Here is a 15499-nt window from a genome sequence, read left to right on the forward strand (position 1 = left end):
GCCTCTTACTCCCAAAAAAAGACATGAAAGTAGTTTTCGCCGGCACGCCGGAATTTGCCCGTGTGGCCCTGGAGCAGTTGCTGGCCGCCGGTCACGAGGTGCCGCTGGTGCTCACCCAGCCGGACCGGCCCGCCGGCCGTGGCATGAAGCTGCAGGCCTCCCCCGTCAAGCAGTGCGCGCTGGCGCACGGCATTGCCGTCAGCCAGCCGCGCAGCCTGCGCCTGGATGGCAAGTACCCCGAAGAAGCCGCCGCTGCGCGCGATGCTTTGCTGGCGGCCCAGCCCGATGTGATGGTTGTCGCCGCGTATGGGTTGATCCTTCCGCAATGGGTGCTGGATTTGCCCGCCAAGGGCTGCCTCAACATCCATGCCAGCCTGCTGCCGCGCTGGCGTGGGGCCGCACCTATCCACCGTTCGATCGAGGCGGGCGATGCACAAACGGGCGTCACCATCATGCAGATGGATGCCGGCCTCGATACCGGTGACATGTGCCTGGTCGAAGCATTGGCCATTGCAGCCGACGACACTACCGCCAGTCTGCACGACAAGCTGGCCGACCTGGGCGGCCGCATGCTGGTGCAGGCGCTGGCCATGAGTGCCGATGGCCGCTTGCAGCGCGCGCCGCAGCCGGCAGAGGGTATCACCTATGCGCACAAAATCGAAAAGGCCGAAAGCGCCATCGACTGGGCGCTCAGTGCCGAGCAGATTGACCGCCGCGTCCGTGCCTTCAACCCCTTCCCCGCGGCTTCTACCATGGTGGGCGATGAGGTGGTCAAGGTCTGGACGGCACAGCCTGAGCGGCAATCTCCCGCCGATGCTGCCCCCGGCCAGATTCTGGCGGCCGATGGCCAAGGCATTGTGGTGGCCTGCGGCGAGGGTGCCTTGCGCATCACCGAGCTGCAGCGGCCCGGCGGCAAGCGCTTGCCAGCGGCAGATTTTCTGCGCGGCCATGCGCTGCAACCCGGCCAGATTTTGGGTGACGACAGGCAGTCCGTGGCGGCTCCATGAGCCTGCACCACCGGCGCCGCGCCATTGACCATCCCAGTTTCCGTGCCGGCGTGGTCGACATGTCGGGCACGGCCGTGGGCATTGCGGCCTGGGCCCTGGTCACAGGGGTGGCCATGGTCAAGGCGGGCATCTCCGCGCCGATGGCCATCTTCATGTCGCTGGTGGTCTATGCCGGCAGCGCGCAATTGGCGGTGCTGCCGCTGATGGCCATGGGCTCGCCGATGTGGGTGGTCTGGTTCACGGCGGCCTGCGTCAATCTGCGCTTTGTCATTCTGTCTAGCATGTGGCGCAGCTATTTTGCGCACCTGCCGCTGTGGCACCGGCTGTGCATTGGTTACTTCAGCGGCGATGTGATCTTTGTCGCCTTCATGCGCCGCTACACCGCGCCGGTGGCCAAGCCCCAGCAGGTGTACTACTTCTGGGGCGCCTCGTCGCTCAACTTCATCACCTGGCAGGGCTTCTCGATTGCCGGCATCTTGCTGGCCAACGTGGTGCCCCTGGAATGGGGCCTGGGCTTTGCCGGCGTGCTGGCGCTCTTGGGCGTGCTGTATTCGATGCTGATCGACCGCGCTACCAAGGTCGCCGCGCTGGTGGCCGCCACCGCAGCCATTGCGGCCTACGGCATTCCGCTCAAGCTCAATATCCTGGTGGCCATTGCCTGCGCCGTCACCATTGGCCTTCTGGTCGAGGCGGTGGATCAGCGCGGCCGCAAGCCCAAGATTGTGGTCGTGGCCAAGAACAAACCCCTGCCTTCGCCTGGGCCCGAGCAGCCCGACGATGGCACCACGGCCGTGCCCGTGCGTGAGGAGCATGTGCGATGAGCCCGGATGATTGGGATCTGCTCTACCAGCTGACAGCCATCGTGGGCCTGACCATCATCACCGTGGTCACCCGTGCGTTTTTCATGATTCCGAAGAACGAGCTGCCCCTGCCCGACTGGCTCAAGCGCGGGCTCAAATATGCGCCACTGGCTGCGCTGATGGCCGTGATTGCGCCCGAGCTGCTGATGGTCAAGGGCGAGCTGACGGACACCTTGCTCGATGCCCGTATCCCGGCGGTGATCTGCGCCACCATCTATTACTTCAAAAAGCGCGGCATTCTGGGCACGATTGTGGTCGGCATGGCGGTCTATCTGCCCTTGCATATCGGCCTGGGCTGGTAACCACGCACAGAGACGCGGGCGCGACTGGCAGCTAGGGATGCTCTGCAAAACCCTCGCCAAGCGGGATGGACGCGGATCGGGATGAGCCGCAAGGCGTCTTTTGCAGTCAATAGCCGTAGCTATTGACAAGGAAGACAACGCAGCGGATCGCCCGAGACCGCGTTCAGACCACGGCAGGGAGTTTTGCAGAGGGTCCCTAGGGAGCTGCCGGGCAGGCCTCTACAATGGCGGCCATGCTCGGCCGCTTGTACGGCCTGTGCCCCAGTTTCTAGACTCTTTGGTAGCCATTCCCATGAACATCCTTCGTTTCTCCGACCTGTGTGCCCAAGGCAAGGTGCAAGGCCAACGCGTTTTCATCCGCTCTGATTTGAATGTGCCGCTCAACGACGCGGGCGAGATCACTGAAGACACGCGCGTGCGCGCCTCCGTCCCTGCGATCGAGATGGCCCTGAAGGCGGGCGCCGCCGTGATGGTGACCAGCCACCTGGGCCGCCCGACTGAAGGCGCGTTCCAGCCCGAGGACTCGCTGGCCCCGGTGGCACAGCGCCTGGCCGAGTTGCTGGGCCGCGAGGTCCCACTGGTGGCGGACTGGGTCGATGGCGTCGATGTCGCGCCCGGCCAGGTCGTGATGTTGGAGAACTGCCGCAGCAATGTCGGCGAAAAGAAGAACCTGCCTGCGCTGGCGCAAAAGCTGGCGCAGCTCTGCGACATCTATGTGAACGACGCCTTTGGCACCGCCCACCGCGCCGAAGGCACGACCTACGGCATCGCCGAGTACGCCAAGATTGCCTGTGCCGGCCCGCTGCTGTCGGCTGAGATCGATGCCATCACCAAGGCGCTGGCCGCACCGGCGCGCCCGCTGGTGGCTATTGTGGCGGGCTCCAAGGTCTCCACCAAGCTGACCATCCTGCAGGCCCTCTCCAGCAAGGTGGACCAGCTGATCGTCGGCGGAGGCATTGCCAACACCTTCATGCTGGCCGCGGGCCTGAACATCGGCAAGTCTTTGGCCGAGGCCGACCTGGTGGGCGATGCCAAGGCGGTGATCGATGCCATGGCTGCACGCGGCGCCCATGTGCCGATTCCCACCGACGTGGTGGTTGCCAAGACCTTTGCGGCCGATGCCCTGGCCACCATCAAGCCTGCGACCGAGGTGGCTGATGACGACCTGATCCTGGACATTGGCCCCGAGACCGCAGCGCGTCTGGCCGAGCAACTCAAAAAGGCCGGCACCATTGTCTGGAACGGCCCCGTGGGCGTGTTCGAGTTCGATGCCTTTGCAAACGGCACCAAAACCCTGGCGGAGGCCATTGCCCAGTCGCCGGCCTTCAGCATTGCTGGTGGTGGCGATACCCTGGCGGCCATTGCCAAGTACGGCATTGAAGACAAGATTGGTTATATCTCTACCGGCGGCGGTGCCTTTTTGGAAGTATTGGAAGGCAAGACCTTGCCAGCTTTCGAGATTCTGCAAAAGCGCGCCGCAGGCTGAGGTTTTATGGCCGGCAAGCGGCCGTTCCAAAGTGTGAGCAAAAACAACAAAATGCAGGACTGTGCTCGCACTTTGGATCGTTTCTCTTGTCTTGGCCCCACCACATCTACAACAATGGATGCAAGCCTGGGCGGGTGTTGGCCCGTCGGCTATCTAATTCCGAGGAGGGAAACATGGCTTTGACAAAGACCATCGGAGCTGCGGCGCTGGCAAGCGCCGTACTCGCGTTGACGGGTTGCGCGGTAGAGGCGCCCGTCCCATACGGCGCCAACTATGCGCAACCAACCCAGATGAAGGTGCGCGCTGCGGGCCACTGGGACCTGATGGCCAGCGAAGTGGTGGCCGATACCTTGGCTACGCTGCAGCGCAATGGTCTGAACGCCAAGACGCCTTTGTATGTGGCGCTGCCACCGAACGCCAGCGCGTTTGACAGCGTGTTCCATGACCTGGTCGTCACCAAGCTGGTGCAGCAAGGCGCATCGGTCTACACCACCCCCGGCCAGCAGCTCGAAGTGAGCTACGACGCCAAGGTGGTGCACCACAACCTGCAGCAAGCAGGCAACTGGGCCTACGAAGGTGACAACGGCCAAGTCGTCGCAAGCGTGGGTCCCACCATCGGCAGCGACTACCAGGCCGCCACCATTGCGGGCGCCCCGGCTTACTCCGAAGTGCTGCTGACCACCACGGTGCAGCGCCAGGGCCAGTACGTTGCGCGCAAGTCCAATGTCTACTATGTTGACAACGCCACCGTCGGCCAGTTCGCCAAGAACGAAGCCTACCGCGCCGTCAACATGAAGGTGGTGAACAAATGATGCTGCGTCTGACCTCTCTCGCAGCCCTGGCCTCGGTGGCTGCGCTGGCGGGTTGCGCCAGCTGGATGGAGCCTGCGCAGCCGGTAAGCACCGTTCGCACTGAGCCCACTTACCAGTCAGCCGACGCCAGCATCTTTCTGGCCAACAGCCAGGATGCCATCAACAAGCTGACCGCCTCGGTGGCGCCACAGTCCTCGGGCACCGGCCCGGTGCTGGTCGCAACCGTCGTCAACGTGAACAACATGGGCGCCTCGTCGCCCCTGGGTCGCACCTTGTCCGAGATCTACGCCAACCAGATGGCTGCCCGTGGCTTCCACGTCAAGGAAGTCAAGCTGCGCACCGACCTGTATGTGCGCGAAGGCACCGGCGAGCTGCTGCTGTCCCGCGAGATGCGCGACATTGCACGCAGCCAGAACGCCTCCATGGTGCTGGTCGGCACCTTCTCGCCTGCGGCCAACTTCACCTACGTCAGCCTCAAGCTGGTGCGTACCGAAGACAGCCGCATCCTGTCGGGCTATGACTACGCACTGCCCAACGACCGCGATGTGACCCGTTTGCTGAACGCGCCTCGCTAAGAACGTGTTTACGATCTCTACGCAGCCGCGTTGGAGTGCAATCGGGATGAGTTCAAAGCGATGGTCCGCAGCTTGCACCGGGGTGCAAGCAAGGGCCAGCGCGCAGAGATCGCCCGATTTCACTCCAACCCTTCGGGACAGTGGTTTTGCGGGCGGTCTACGTCGTTGCAAATCCTCGCAATAGCATGGCTATTGCTGCGGTGTTGCGCCTCGCATCCCATCCCGCAAAACCACTGTCGCGGCGCGAGGAGATCGTAGACACGTTCTAAACAAAAGCAGGGCGCAAGCCCTCCGTTCAAGAGATCTGCACTGGCTGCGACAAGCGCCAGTGCATTTTTTATGCCCGGGCCCGGCTGGGCCAGAGCACCGAGGCGATGGCCAGCACCATCAAGGCGACGGCTGTCCAGTCCTGCCAGTGCAGGATCTCTCCCAGCCACCAGGCGCCGCTGAAGACGCCCAGCACGGGGATCAACATCACGCTCAAGGTAGAAGCCAGCGGCGGCAGGGTGCGCACCAGAAAGAACCAGGCCACCTGGGCAAAGCCGATCACCAGCACCGCGTTGAACAGGATGGTGCCCCAGGCCACGGGGTCAGGCACATGCCAGCGCGGGCGCTCCAGCAGCGTGGCCAGCAGGCACAGGCAGAGCGTGGTCATCACCGTCATCCAGAAGGCCAGAGTCAAGGTAGCGGCCGGGATGCGGGTGCGGCGCAGCAACTGGGTCCCCAAAGCCCAGCTGGCAGCGGCCAGCAGCATCAGCGCCACGCCGGTGGGCTTGCCGCCCAGCTTGTCCATCTCGTTCCACAGCAGCAGCAAGACGCCACCTGCGGCAGCGGCTACGCCCAGCCAGGCGCGCGCTGGCAGCCGGTCGCTGAAGAACAAGGCGCCCAGCGCTGCTGAAAAAATAGGCATGGTGTAGCCGAGGATGGCCGCACGGCCGCTGGGCAACAGCGGAATCGCCACGATGATCAGCGTGTGCCACATCACCATGTTGAAAAAGCCCAGCACCAGCAGCGGGCCCCAGTAGCGGCGCTCCAGCCGGAAGGGCACCTTCAGCACCACCAGGCCCAGCGCCAGCAAGGGCAGGCCGATCAGCATCGACAGCGCGCGAAAGCTCAGTGGCGGGAAATGCTGTACCCCTGTCTTCATCACCGGCCAGTTCAGCCCCCAGACCAGGGTCAGCAGGCACAGGATCAGCAGTTGTTGTCGCGTCAGTCTAGGCATGGGCTGCGATTGTGCCTGCAATCCCCGTGCTACGCAGTCAGCCCTGCGCAGCCTCGGAGTCTTGCCAGCTTTTACAATAGCGCCCATGCCTTTTATCGACCAGCTGCGCGCCGCAGCCACCCAAAACAACTCCATGCTGTGCGTGGGCCTGGATCCGGAACCCAGCCGTTTTCCCGCCACGATGCGCGGCGATGCCAGCAAGATCTATGATTTTTGCGCGGCCATCGTCGATGCCACCCATGATCTGGTCAACAGCTTCAAGCCGCAGATTGCCTATTTTGCGGCGCACCGCGCCGAGGACCAGCTGGAAAAGCTGATGGCCCATATGCGCCGGGTGGCACCCCAGGTGCCGGTGATTCTGGATGCCAAGCGCGGCGACATCGGCTCCACCGCCGAGCAGTACGCCAAAGAGGCCTTTGAGCGCTATGGCGCCGATGCGGTGACCTTGTCGCCGTTCATGGGCTTTGACTCCATCACGCCCTATCTGCAGTACGAAGGCAAAGGCGCCTTCCTGCTGTGCCGCACCTCCAACCCCGGTGGCGACGACCTGCAGGCCCAGACCCTGGCCAATGTGCCCGGCCAGCCGCAGATGTTCGAACATGTGGCGCGCCTGGCCCAAGGCCCCTGGAACACCAACGGCCAGCTGGGCCTGGTCGTCGGCGCCACCCGCCCGCAAGAGATTGAGCGCGTGCGCGCCGTCGCCCCCCACCTGCCGCTGTTGATTCCCGGCGTGGGTGCGCAGGGCGGCGATGCCATCGCCACCGTCAAGGCAGCCCGCATCGGCGGCGGCCCGATCATCATCAACTCCTCGCGTGCCATTCTGTATGCGAGCAGCGGCGACGACTTTGCCAGCGCTGCACGCGCTGCTGCGATCAAGACCCGCGACATGCTCAACGCGGTGGACTGAGAAGCCCTGCGCCAAGGACAACAGGGTCCGTGCTGCACGCTGGCACGGACCCTGCTTCTTTTTCCGGGATAGCGCGGGGGCCTCTTGCGCCAAGACACAATGCGGCCAGCCGCTTTTCCTCTGACGACGCTTCCACCGCCACAAGGATTCCCGATGCCTCCTATGCTTTTCTCTCACCCCCGCCGGGCGGCCACCCTGGGTCTTTTGACACTGGCGGCCAGCATGACAGCAGGTGCGCAAGCGGCTGCAGACTACCCCAGCAAGCCCATCACCCTGGTGATTGCCTACCCGCCCGGCGGCAGCACCGATGCAGTGGGCCGCATGGTGGGCACCGAGCTGGCGCAGCGGCTCAAGCAGCCAGTGGTGATCGAAAACCTGGGTGGTGCCGGTGGCGCCATTGGCGCGCAAAAGGTGGCCCGGGCCCCCGCCGATGGCTATACCCTGCTGCTGGCGGCCAACAACGAGATGGCGATTGCGCCGCTGATCAACAAGGCGATCAAGTACCGGGTGTTTGAGGATTTCACGCCGATTGGCCTGGTCGCTACGCAGCCCATGGTGCTGGTGGCCTCGCAGAGCAGCGGTATCAAGAACACGCAGGACTTCCTCAGCCTGCTGCGCCAGAACCCCGGCAAGTACAGCTATGGCAGCTCGGGCGTGGGCACGGCCCTGCACATTGCCGGTGAGATGGTGCAGCAGGCCGGCAATGTGACGATGACCCATGTGCCCTATAAGGGCGTCGCGCCACTGACCAATGACCTGCTGGGCGGCAGCCTGGAGTTGGGGGTGTTTGTGCTGTCCTCGGGCCTGCCACATATCCGCGCCGGCAAGGTGGTGGCGCTGGGTACGACCGAGGCCAAGCGCTCCAGCGTGACGCCCGACATCCCCGCGTTGGCCGAGACCTCGGCGTTTGCCAAGGTCGATATCAACAGCTGGTTTGCGCTGATGGGCCCCGCCAAGCTGCCCCCGCAGGTGCTCACGGCCTTGCGTGCGGCCATCGATGACACCCTGCAATCCCCCAGCTTTCGCGCCAAGCTCGAAGCCAGTGGCAATGTGATGGCCGCGCCCGGCCAGGACATGGGCGCATTCTTGAAGGCCCAGGTGGCCAAGTACCAGCAGATCGTCGAGACCGCGAAGATCGAAGACCGCTGAGCGCGGTCTCCTTCGGCTTGGTTTAGCGACGCGCCGCCTGCAGCCAGCGGCCGCCCCAGACCACCACCACCAGCGCCAGCACCACAAACACCGCGCCGGCCCATTGCCAGGCCGTCACCGTCTCGCCGAGCACCAGCATCCCGGTGCTGAGGCCGATGACCGGCACGCAGAGGCTGAAGGGCGCCACCCGGTTGGCGGAGTAGCGCTGGATCAGCTTGGTCCACAGCCCATAGCCGACGATGGTGGCCACCCAGCCCAGGTAGGCGATGGAAGCCCAGGCCAGCCAGGGGATCTGCTGCCAGGTCTCGGCATGCAGCCACTTGCCCACGCTGCCCTCGTCCAACCAGGCGCTCAACCCGATAAAGGGCAGGATGGGCATCAGGCTGCTCCAGGCAATAAAGCCCACCGGGTTGTAGCGCGCGTTTTCCTTTTGCGCCAGGCGCACCACCACGTTGGAGCAGGCCCAGGAGGTGGCTGCGCACAGCACCAGCAGCAGGCCCGCCAACGTTGTGCCGCCCGCGCCTTGGCTGCGCAGCTCGTTGACCAGCAGGCAGGCCAGCCCGAGCGCGGCAATGCCCATGCCTGCGACCAGCGGGCGGCCGGGCCGCTCGCGCAGCAGCACCCAGGTCCAGACGGCGGTGAGAAACACCTGGGTCTGCAGCACCACGCTGGCCAGCGATGCCGTCATGCCCACCTTCAGCGCGGTGAACAAGAAGCCAAACTGGCCCACGCCCTGCAGCAGGCCAAACAGCACCACCCAGCGCCAATGCACGCGCGGCGGCTTGATAAACAGCACCAGCGGAAACGCCGCGCAGAGGTAGCGCAGGGCGCCCAGCTCAAACGGGGTCAGGCTTTGCAGGCCCCATTTCATGATCACAAAGTTGATGCCCCATACCACCACCACGACCAGCGCCAACGCGAGGTCAGTGGGACGAAAGGGAAGCGGAGTGCTGGAAGCAGACATGGCTGGAGACGCCGCTGTGCGCAGCACCTGTTGTTATGAGAGGTTTGCCAGCAGTGTAGGAGCAAGCCCATGGGCTTGCTGGCACTGCGCTATTCAGCGCAAGGCACGCGTGGGCGACAGTGCCTGGGGCTGCACGCCCTGGCTGGCCAGTGCCGGGTCCAGCGGCTCATGCAAGGCCAGGTTGCGCGCCAGCAGGCCGTAGCCGTAGGCGCTCTGGATGCCATAGCCGCCCTGCGCAGCCACCCACAAAAACTGCGGCGCCTGCGCATCCCAGCCGATCACCATCTCGCCATCGGCCACAAAGGAGCGCAGGCCCGCCCAGCTATGGCTGGGACGGCGGATGTCGAAGTGGCTGGCCTGCATGATGCGGTCAATGCCCTCGGCAATGTCCATCATCTCGGGCTGTACATCATGCGGGTGGGTGGCATCGGCATTGGCGGGCGAGCCCAGCAGTTGGCCAGCATCGGGCTTGAAGTACCACTGCTCGCCAATATCGATAACGGCCGGCCAGTGCTGGCCGTCCATGCCGGCAGGCATTGCAAAGGTGAAGGCGCTGCGGCGCTTGGGCGTAAGGCCAATGCTGGCGGCTCCGGCCATCTGACCCAGTTCGTCGGCCCAGGCACCGGCGGCATTCACGACATGGCGTGCCAGCAGCTGGCGGCCATCGGCCAGGCTGATCTGCCAGTGGCTGGCGCTGGCATCCCACTGCAGGCTTTGCACCAGCGCATGGGTCCACAGCTGGCCGCCGCGTCGGCGCATGCCCCGCAAAAAGCCCTGATGCAGCGCATGCACATCGATATCGCGGGCGCCATCGTCGGTGAATCCAGCCTCCAGTACGTCGGTGTTCAGCGCCGGCAAAAAGGCTTTCAGTTCGGCTTTGTCCAGCCAGCGGGCGCCGGGCGAATGCTGGCGCGCCTCATCGTAAGCAGCTTGCAGCGCGGGCAACTGCTCGGGCGTGGCCACATACAGCACGCCCCGGGGGCTGACCAGCGCATGCTCGGCAAAGTCGGCCGGCGGCTGCTCGTAAAACTGGCGGCTCGCCCGGGTGAGCGCTTGCACCTGGGGCGGGCCATAGTGCTCTTCAAACAGCGCGGCCGAGCGGCCGGTGGTGTGGTAGCCGGGCTGGGATTCCTGCTCCAGCACGAGCACCTGGGCGCTATCGGCCAGGTGCCAGGCGGTGGCGCTGCCGGCCATGCCGGCGCCGATGACGACAAAATCCCAGACCGCCGGGCTGGCGCTGGCAGACAGGGGGACCGAGGGGGTGGCCGAAGGGGAACTGTTGGGGGTTTCCATGGTCAGCATGGTAAGGTCAGCAACACTTCGCAAAGGGCAAACATGAGACAGAAACAGGCACGCAAGGGTTTTCATTCATGGGCGCTGGGCGCCAGCTGGCTGCTGGCCGCCTGTGCTGCCAGCACCGCGCAGGCACAAACTGCAGCGCCTGCACTGCCCAAGCCCACGGTAGTGGGCAGCGGCTACCTCAACCCCTGGGCCATTGCGCCCTTGCCGGACAAACGCTTTTTGCTGACCGAGCGCGGCGGCAAGCTCTGGCTGCTCGATGCCGAGGGCCGCAAGCAGTCGGAGCTGCAAGGCGTGCCCAAGGTGGTGGATGCCGGGCAGGGCGGCTTGCTGGATGTCGTGGCCGACAGCCAGTTCGCCAGCAACCGCCGCATCTTCTTTTGCTTCAGCGAAGCCGGCCCCCAGGCCGGCACCAACAGCACGGCACTGGCCTCGGCGCGCATCTCCGCCAATGACCGCCAGCTGGAAGACGTCAAAGTGCTGTTCAGCCAGCGCCCCAAGGCCAAGAGCAATGCCCACTTTGGCTGCCGCATCGCCGAGACGCCGGATGGCAACCTGTTCCTCAGCCTGGGCGATCGCTTCTCCCAGCGCGACGATGCGCAGAGCCTGAACAATCACCACGGCAAGTTGGTGCGCATCGCCAAGGATGGCAGCGTGCCCAAGGACAACCCCTATGTGGGCCGCCAGGATGCGCTGCCCGAGATCTATAGCTACGGCCACCGTAACAGCCAGGGCCTGGCCGTGGCAGCGGATGGCAGCCTGTGGCAGCACGAGCACGGCCCGCAGGGCGGTGACGAGATCAACCGGCCCCAGCCCGGCAAGAACTATGGCTGGCCGGTGATCACCTACGGCGAGGAATACGGCGGCGGCAAGATCGGAGAAGGTACGCAAAAGTCCGGCATGGAGCAGCCCTTGCACTACTGGGTGCCCAGCATTGCGCCCTCGGGCATGGCCTTTGTCACGAGCGACCGCTATGGATCGGCGTGGAAAGGCAGCCTGCTGGTGGGTGGCCTCAAGTCGCGCAGCGTCGCCCAGCTGACGGTCAAGGACGGCAAGGTGACGGGTGAGAAGCGCCTCTATGAATCGCTGGGTGAGCGCATCCGCGATGTGCGCCAGGGCGCCGATGGCTTGGTCTACCTGCTGACTGATGGGCCCGATGGCAAGCTGATTCGGCTGGTGCCCTGAGGATCGCTGGCGACGGGGCTTACAGCTTGCGCTTGAAGCCTAGATGGCTGGGCGCAAAGCCCAGTTTTTCGTAGAAGCGCTGGGCATCGGCCCGGCTTTTGTCGGTGGTCAGTTGCACCGCCGTGCAGCCCTGGGCACGGCATTGCGCCACTGCCCATTCCAGCATTTGCTGGCCCGCACCGACACCACGCAGTTCCGCCGCAATGCGCACCGATTCGATCTGGCCCTGCCAGGCCCCCGTGTGCGCCAGGCCAGGCACAAAGGACAGCTGCAGCGTGCCCACCACCTGCCCATGCAACTCCGCCACCACCAGGCGCTGGTTGGCATCGGCGCAGATGGCATCAAAGGCGGCGATGTAGCGCGGATCGGGCGGGTCGGCCAGCACCTCGCGTGCGCGGCCCAGCGCATCATCGGCCAGCAGCGCAATGATGGCGGGCAGATCGGCCAGGGTGGCGGTGCGGAAGACCAGGTGAGAGATAGGCACGGTGTCAGCTGTCTGGGTGCTTGAATCGCCGCAACCGCCTCAGCGCGGCAGATACGGTGCCAAATAGCGCCCCGTATGGCTGGCCGGGTTGGCAGCCACCTGCTCAGGCGTGCCCTGTGCTACCAGTTGCCCGCCGCCAGCGCCGCCTTCCGGCCCCATGTCGATGACCCAGTCAGCGGTCTTGATGACGTCCAGGTTGTGCTCGATGACGACAATCGTGTTGCCGGCATCGCGCAGCTGGTGCAGCACCTTGAGCAGCAGGTCGATATCGGCAAAGTGCAGGCCGGTAGTGGGCTCATCGAGGATGTAGAGCGTGCGGCCGGTGTCGCGCTTGGACAGCTCTTGCGCCAGCTTGACGCGCTGGGCCTCGCCGCCCGACAAGGTGGTCGCGCTCTGGCCCAGGCGGATATAGCTCAGGCCCACATCCAGCAGGGTTTGCAGCTTGCGCGCAATGGTGGGCACATCGCGGAAGAAGTCGTGCGCGTCTTCCACCGTCATCTCCAGGATCTGCGCAATATTGCGGCCTTTCCACTGCACCTGCAGGGTTTCGCGGTTGTAGCGCTGGCCGTGGCAGATGTCGCAGGGCACGTAAACGTCGGGCAGAAAATGCATCTCCACCTTGACCATGCCATCGCCCTGGCAGGCCTCGCAGCGTCCGCCGGCAACATTGAAGCTGAAGCGCCCCGGGCCATAGCCGCGCTCCTTGGCGGTGTTGGTCTCGGCCATCAGCTCGCGGATGGGGGTGAACAGGCCGGTGTAGGTCGCCGGGTTGCTGCGCGGCGTGCGGCCAATCGGGCTCTGGTCCACATTGATGACCTTGTCGAAATAGTCCAGGCCTTCGATCTCCTGGTAGGGCGCGACATCGCCCTGGGCGCGGTTGATCTTGTGGGCCGCTGCGGCGTACAAGGTGTCGTTGACCAGGGTGGATTTGCCCGAGCCCGAGACGCCGGTCACGCAGGTGAACAAACCAACCGGGAAATCTACCGTCACATCGCGCAGGTTGTGGCCGCTGGCGCCCACCAGGCGCAGGCTTTGCACCGCATGCGGGTCCACGCGGGTCAGCGGCGCGGGTTCCAGCACACTGTGGCTCTTGGTGCTGCTGGTGCTGGTGGCTTTGCCGCTGGGCTTTTTCTCCAGCGCGATGCGCACGGCCGGGAACTGCGAGCTGCTTTTATCGGCAGCGGGTTTGCCCACAGGCGCACCCATGGTGCTGGCCAGCACCGGCAGCCAGGGTGTGCGGCGCGTGGGCACGGCAATCGATTTCTGGCCGCTCAGGTACTGGCCGGTGAGCGACTGCGGGTTGGCACAGATGTCGGCATAGCGGCCCTGGGCCATGATCTGGCCGCCGTGTACGCCGGCGCCCGGGCCCATGTCGATGATCTGGTCGGCCGCGCGCATCATGTCCTCGTCATGCTCGACGACGATCACGCTGTTGCCGATATCGCGCAGGTGCTGCAAGGTGGCAATCAAGCGGTCGTTGTCGCGCTGGTGCAGGCCGATCGAGGGCTCGTCGAGCACATACATCACGCCCGTCAAGCCCGAGCCAATCTGCGAGGCCAGGCGAATGCGCTGCGCCTCGCCGCCCGACAGGGTCTCTGCGCTGCGTGCCAGGCTCAGGTAGGTGAGGCCCACATCGTTGAGGAACTGCAGCCGGGTGCTGATTTCATGGATCACCCGCGCGGCAATGTCGGCCTTGGCACCACTCAGCTGCACGCTGCTGAACCAGGCATAGGCCTCGCTCAGGGTGACCTGGCTGATGTCCTGGATCGCACGGGCCTGGTCGCCATCGCCCACGCGCACATAGCGTGCCTCGCGGCGCAGGCGCGCGCCATGGCAATCGGGGCAGGGCTGCACGCTTTGGTAGCGGGCCAGTTCGTCGCGCACGATGCTGGAGTCGGTCTCGCGGTAGCGCCGCGTCATGTTCGGCAGAATGCCTTCGAAGGGGTGCTTCTTGGTGACCATCTTGCCGGCGTTCTCGCCGCTGGCCAGCTCGTACTTGAAGGCGATTTCTTCGTCGCCCGATCCGTACAGTACGACCTGGCGCACGGCCTCGGGCAGGCTCTCAAAGGGCTGCTCGATATCAAACTTGTAGTGGCGGCCCAGGCTTTCGAGCATCGCAAAATAGTAGCCATTGCGCCGGTCCCAGCCCTTGATGGCGCCGCTGGCCAGGCTGAGCGTAGGGAAGGCCACCACCCGCTCGACGTCGAACACCTCATGCAGGCCCAGCCCGTCGCAGGACGGGCAGGCGCCCTGGGGCGAGTTGAAGGAGAACAGGCGCGGCTCCAGCTCGGCCAGCGCATAGCTGCAGACCGGGCAAGAGAACTTGCTGCTGAACAAATGCTCCACGCCCGTATCCATCTCCAGCGCGAGCACCCGGCCATTGCCTTCGTTGCCGCCCACGCGCAAGGCCGCTTCCACGCTTTCAGCCAGGCGCTGCTGCAGCCCGGCGCGCACCTTGACCCGGTCGATGACCACATCGACATCGTGTTTCTCGTTCTTGGCCAGTGCGGGCAGGGTTTCGTGCTCGTACATCTGGCCATCGACCCGAAAGCGCACATAGCCCATGGCCTGCATCTGCGCAAACAACTCGACGAACTCGCCCTTCTTGCCGCGCGCCACCGGCGCCAGGATCATCAGCTTGGTGTCTTCGGGCAGGGCCAGCACGGCATCCACCATCTGGCTGACCGTTTGCGCCGCCAGCGGCAGGTTGTGGTCGGGGCAAAACGGCGTGCCTGCGCGGGCATACAACAGGCGCAGGTAGTCATGGATTTCGGTGACCGTGCCCACGGTCGAGCGCGGGTTGTGGCTTGTCGCCTTCTGCTCGATCGAGATGGCGGGCGACAGGCCCTCGATCAGGTCGACATCAGGTTTGTCCAGCCGGCCCAGAAACTGGCGCGCATAGGCCGAGAGGCTCTCGACATAGCGGCGCTGGCCTTCGGCATACAAGGTGTCAAAAGCCAGGCTGGATTTGCCCGAGCCCGACAAGCCGGTGATCACCACCAGCTGGTGGCGCGGGATGTCCAGGTCAATGTTTTTGAGGTTGTGGGTGCGCGCGCCGCGAATCGCTATGCGGCTGTGCGCCAGCCGCGCGCCCAGGTAGCGGCTGTCGTCCTGGCGTGCCTCGGACACGCCGAGTTCATGGTGCAGATCGATGGCAGCGGAGGGGGCAGAGGGTGTGCGTGGGGGCATGTGCGGCGGCGAGGTCCAAAACCCCTCATGATAGCCAGCCTGTCTGTCAGCTGTGCAA

The 15499-nt window shown here is 64.9% G+C and carries 14 protein-coding genes; 9 read left to right on the forward strand and 5 right to left on the reverse strand.

From position 1 onward, the window contains the following. Window positions 1-23: 23 nt before the first annotated feature. The 6 genes from fmt to HS961_RS03960 all read left to right on the forward strand — a co-directional run bounded on the left by fmt (window position 24) and on the right by HS961_RS03960 (window position 5042). Window positions 24-1007, forward strand: a complete 984-nt coding sequence (gene fmt, locus HS961_RS03935; protein WP_182326478.1) for a methionyl-tRNA formyltransferase — start codon at window positions 24-26, stop codon at window positions 1005-1007. Further along, window positions 1004-1828 carry an AzlC family ABC transporter permease gene (locus HS961_RS03940; RefSeq protein ID WP_133856333.1) on the forward strand — a complete coding sequence of 275 codons (825 nt, stop codon included), beginning with the start codon at window positions 1004-1006 and terminating at the stop codon, window positions 1826-1828. The genes fmt and HS961_RS03940 overlap by 4 nt, the downstream gene beginning before the upstream one ends. Then, window positions 1825-2169 (forward strand): AzlD domain-containing protein, encoded by a 345-nt coding sequence (locus tag HS961_RS03945; RefSeq protein WP_182326479.1) that lies wholly within the window; start codon window positions 1825-1827, stop codon window positions 2167-2169. Before HS961_RS03940 ends, HS961_RS03945 begins: the two co-directional genes overlap by 4 nt. A gap of 292 nt (window positions 2170-2461) precedes the next feature. Then, complete coding sequence (locus tag HS961_RS03950; protein WP_182326480.1) at window positions 2462-3655, forward strand: phosphoglycerate kinase; 1194 nt, start codon at window positions 2462-2464, stop codon at window positions 3653-3655. Between the two features lie 173 nt (window positions 3656-3828). Beyond that, window positions 3829-4467 (forward strand): hypothetical protein, encoded by a 639-nt coding sequence (locus HS961_RS03955; protein ID WP_182326481.1) that lies wholly within the window; start codon window positions 3829-3831, stop codon window positions 4465-4467. After that, on the forward strand, window positions 4464-5042 hold the full coding sequence (locus HS961_RS03960) for a FlgO family outer membrane protein (RefSeq protein WP_182326482.1): 579 nt from the start codon (window positions 4464-4466) through the stop codon (window positions 5040-5042). Before HS961_RS03955 ends, HS961_RS03960 begins: the two co-directional genes overlap by 4 nt. Before the next feature lie 337 nt (window positions 5043-5379). Here the strand turns inward: HS961_RS03960 and HS961_RS03965 are convergent, their stop codons facing one another. Beyond that, the gene (locus HS961_RS03965) at window positions 5380-6264 is read right to left on the reverse strand and encodes a DMT family transporter (protein ID WP_182326483.1); all 885 of its coding nucleotides are present in this window, start codon (window positions 6262-6264) and stop codon (window positions 5380-5382) included. An 85-nt stretch (window positions 6265-6349) separates the two neighbouring features. Between HS961_RS03965 and pyrF the strand changes: the two genes are divergently transcribed. Both pyrF and HS961_RS03975 read left to right on the forward strand, forming a co-directional pair. Continuing rightward, window positions 6350-7171: an orotidine-5'-phosphate decarboxylase gene (pyrF, locus tag HS961_RS03970; RefSeq protein WP_182326484.1), complete on the forward strand. Its 822-nt coding sequence runs from the start codon at window positions 6350-6352 to the stop codon at window positions 7169-7171. A 153-nt stretch (window positions 7172-7324) separates the two neighbouring features. After that, window positions 7325-8320 carry a Bug family tripartite tricarboxylate transporter substrate binding protein gene (locus tag HS961_RS03975; RefSeq protein WP_412101627.1) on the forward strand — a complete coding sequence of 332 codons (996 nt, stop codon included), beginning with the start codon at window positions 7325-7327 and terminating at the stop codon, window positions 8318-8320. A 22-nt stretch (window positions 8321-8342) separates the two neighbouring features. On the opposite strand, the gene HS961_RS03980 is transcribed toward HS961_RS03975, so the two are convergent. After that, window positions 8343-9284 carry an EamA family transporter gene (locus HS961_RS03980; RefSeq protein ID WP_182326485.1) on the reverse strand — a complete coding sequence of 314 codons (942 nt, stop codon included), beginning with the start codon at window positions 9282-9284 and terminating at the stop codon, window positions 8343-8345. A gap of 93 nt (window positions 9285-9377) precedes the next feature. Next, complete coding sequence (locus tag HS961_RS03985) at window positions 9378-10577, reverse strand: NAD(P)/FAD-dependent oxidoreductase (protein ID WP_182326486.1); 1200 nt, start codon at window positions 10575-10577, stop codon at window positions 9378-9380. Window positions 10578-10619: 42 nt separating this feature from the next. On the opposite strand from HS961_RS03985, the gene HS961_RS03990 reads away from it, so the two are divergent. Continuing rightward, window positions 10620-11768: a PQQ-dependent sugar dehydrogenase gene (locus HS961_RS03990; protein ID WP_182326487.1), complete on the forward strand. Its 1149-nt coding sequence runs from the start codon at window positions 10620-10622 to the stop codon at window positions 11766-11768. 19 nt (window positions 11769-11787) lie between these two features. On the opposite strand, the gene HS961_RS03995 is transcribed toward HS961_RS03990, so the two are convergent. Together HS961_RS03995 and uvrA are read right to left on the reverse strand one after the other, a co-directional pair. Next, a complete protein-coding gene (locus HS961_RS03995; protein ID WP_182326488.1) occupies window positions 11788-12252 on the reverse strand; it encodes a GNAT family N-acetyltransferase in 465 nt (154 codons plus the stop codon). Between the two features lie 39 nt (window positions 12253-12291). Next, a complete protein-coding gene (gene uvrA, locus HS961_RS04000) occupies window positions 12292-15441 on the reverse strand; it encodes an excinuclease ABC subunit UvrA (RefSeq protein ID WP_182326489.1) in 3150 nt (1049 codons plus the stop codon). Window positions 15442-15499: the final 58 nt, after the last annotated feature.

This window comes from Comamonas piscis, assembly GCF_014109725.1.
GTDB classification, from domain to species: domain Bacteria; phylum Pseudomonadota; class Gammaproteobacteria; order Burkholderiales; family Burkholderiaceae_C; genus Comamonas; species Comamonas piscis.

Bases quoted from the DNA above. Each gene is read 5' to 3' on its own strand.
- HS961_RS03990 (WP_182326487.1), top strand. From the start codon at position 10,620: ATGAGACAGAAACAGGCACGCAAGGGTTTTCATTCATGGGCGCTGGGC.
- HS961_RS03945 (WP_182326479.1), top strand. From the start codon at position 1,825: ATGAGCCCGGATGATTGGGATCTGCTCTACCAGCTGACAGCCATCGTG.
- pyrF (WP_182326484.1), top strand. From the start codon at position 6,350: ATGCCTTTTATCGACCAGCTGCGCGCCGCAGCCACCCAAAACAACTCC.
- HS961_RS03985 (WP_182326486.1), bottom strand. From the start codon at position 10,577: ATGGAAACCCCCAACAGTTCCCCTTCGGCCACCCCCTCGGTCCCCCTG.
- HS961_RS03940 (WP_133856333.1), top strand. From the start codon at position 1,004: ATGAGCCTGCACCACCGGCGCCGCGCCATTGACCATCCCAGTTTCCGT.
- HS961_RS03955 (WP_182326481.1), top strand. From the start codon at position 3,829: ATGGCTTTGACAAAGACCATCGGAGCTGCGGCGCTGGCAAGCGCCGTA.
- HS961_RS03965 (WP_182326483.1), bottom strand. From the start codon at position 6,264: ATGCCTAGACTGACGCGACAACAACTGCTGATCCTGTGCCTGCTGACC.
- HS961_RS03980 (WP_182326485.1), bottom strand. From the start codon at position 9,284: ATGTCTGCTTCCAGCACTCCGCTTCCCTTTCGTCCCACTGACCTCGCG.
- fmt (WP_182326478.1), top strand. From the start codon at position 24: ATGAAAGTAGTTTTCGCCGGCACGCCGGAATTTGCCCGTGTGGCCCTG.
- HS961_RS03960 (WP_182326482.1), top strand. From the start codon at position 4,464: ATGATGCTGCGTCTGACCTCTCTCGCAGCCCTGGCCTCGGTGGCTGCG.
- HS961_RS03950 (WP_182326480.1), top strand. From the start codon at position 2,462: ATGAACATCCTTCGTTTCTCCGACCTGTGTGCCCAAGGCAAGGTGCAA.
- HS961_RS03975 (WP_412101627.1), top strand. From the start codon at position 7,325: ATGCCTCCTATGCTTTTCTCTCACCCCCGCCGGGCGGCCACCCTGGGT.
- uvrA (WP_182326489.1), bottom strand. From the start codon at position 15,441: ATGCCCCCACGCACACCCTCTGCCCCCTCCGCTGCCATCGATCTGCAC.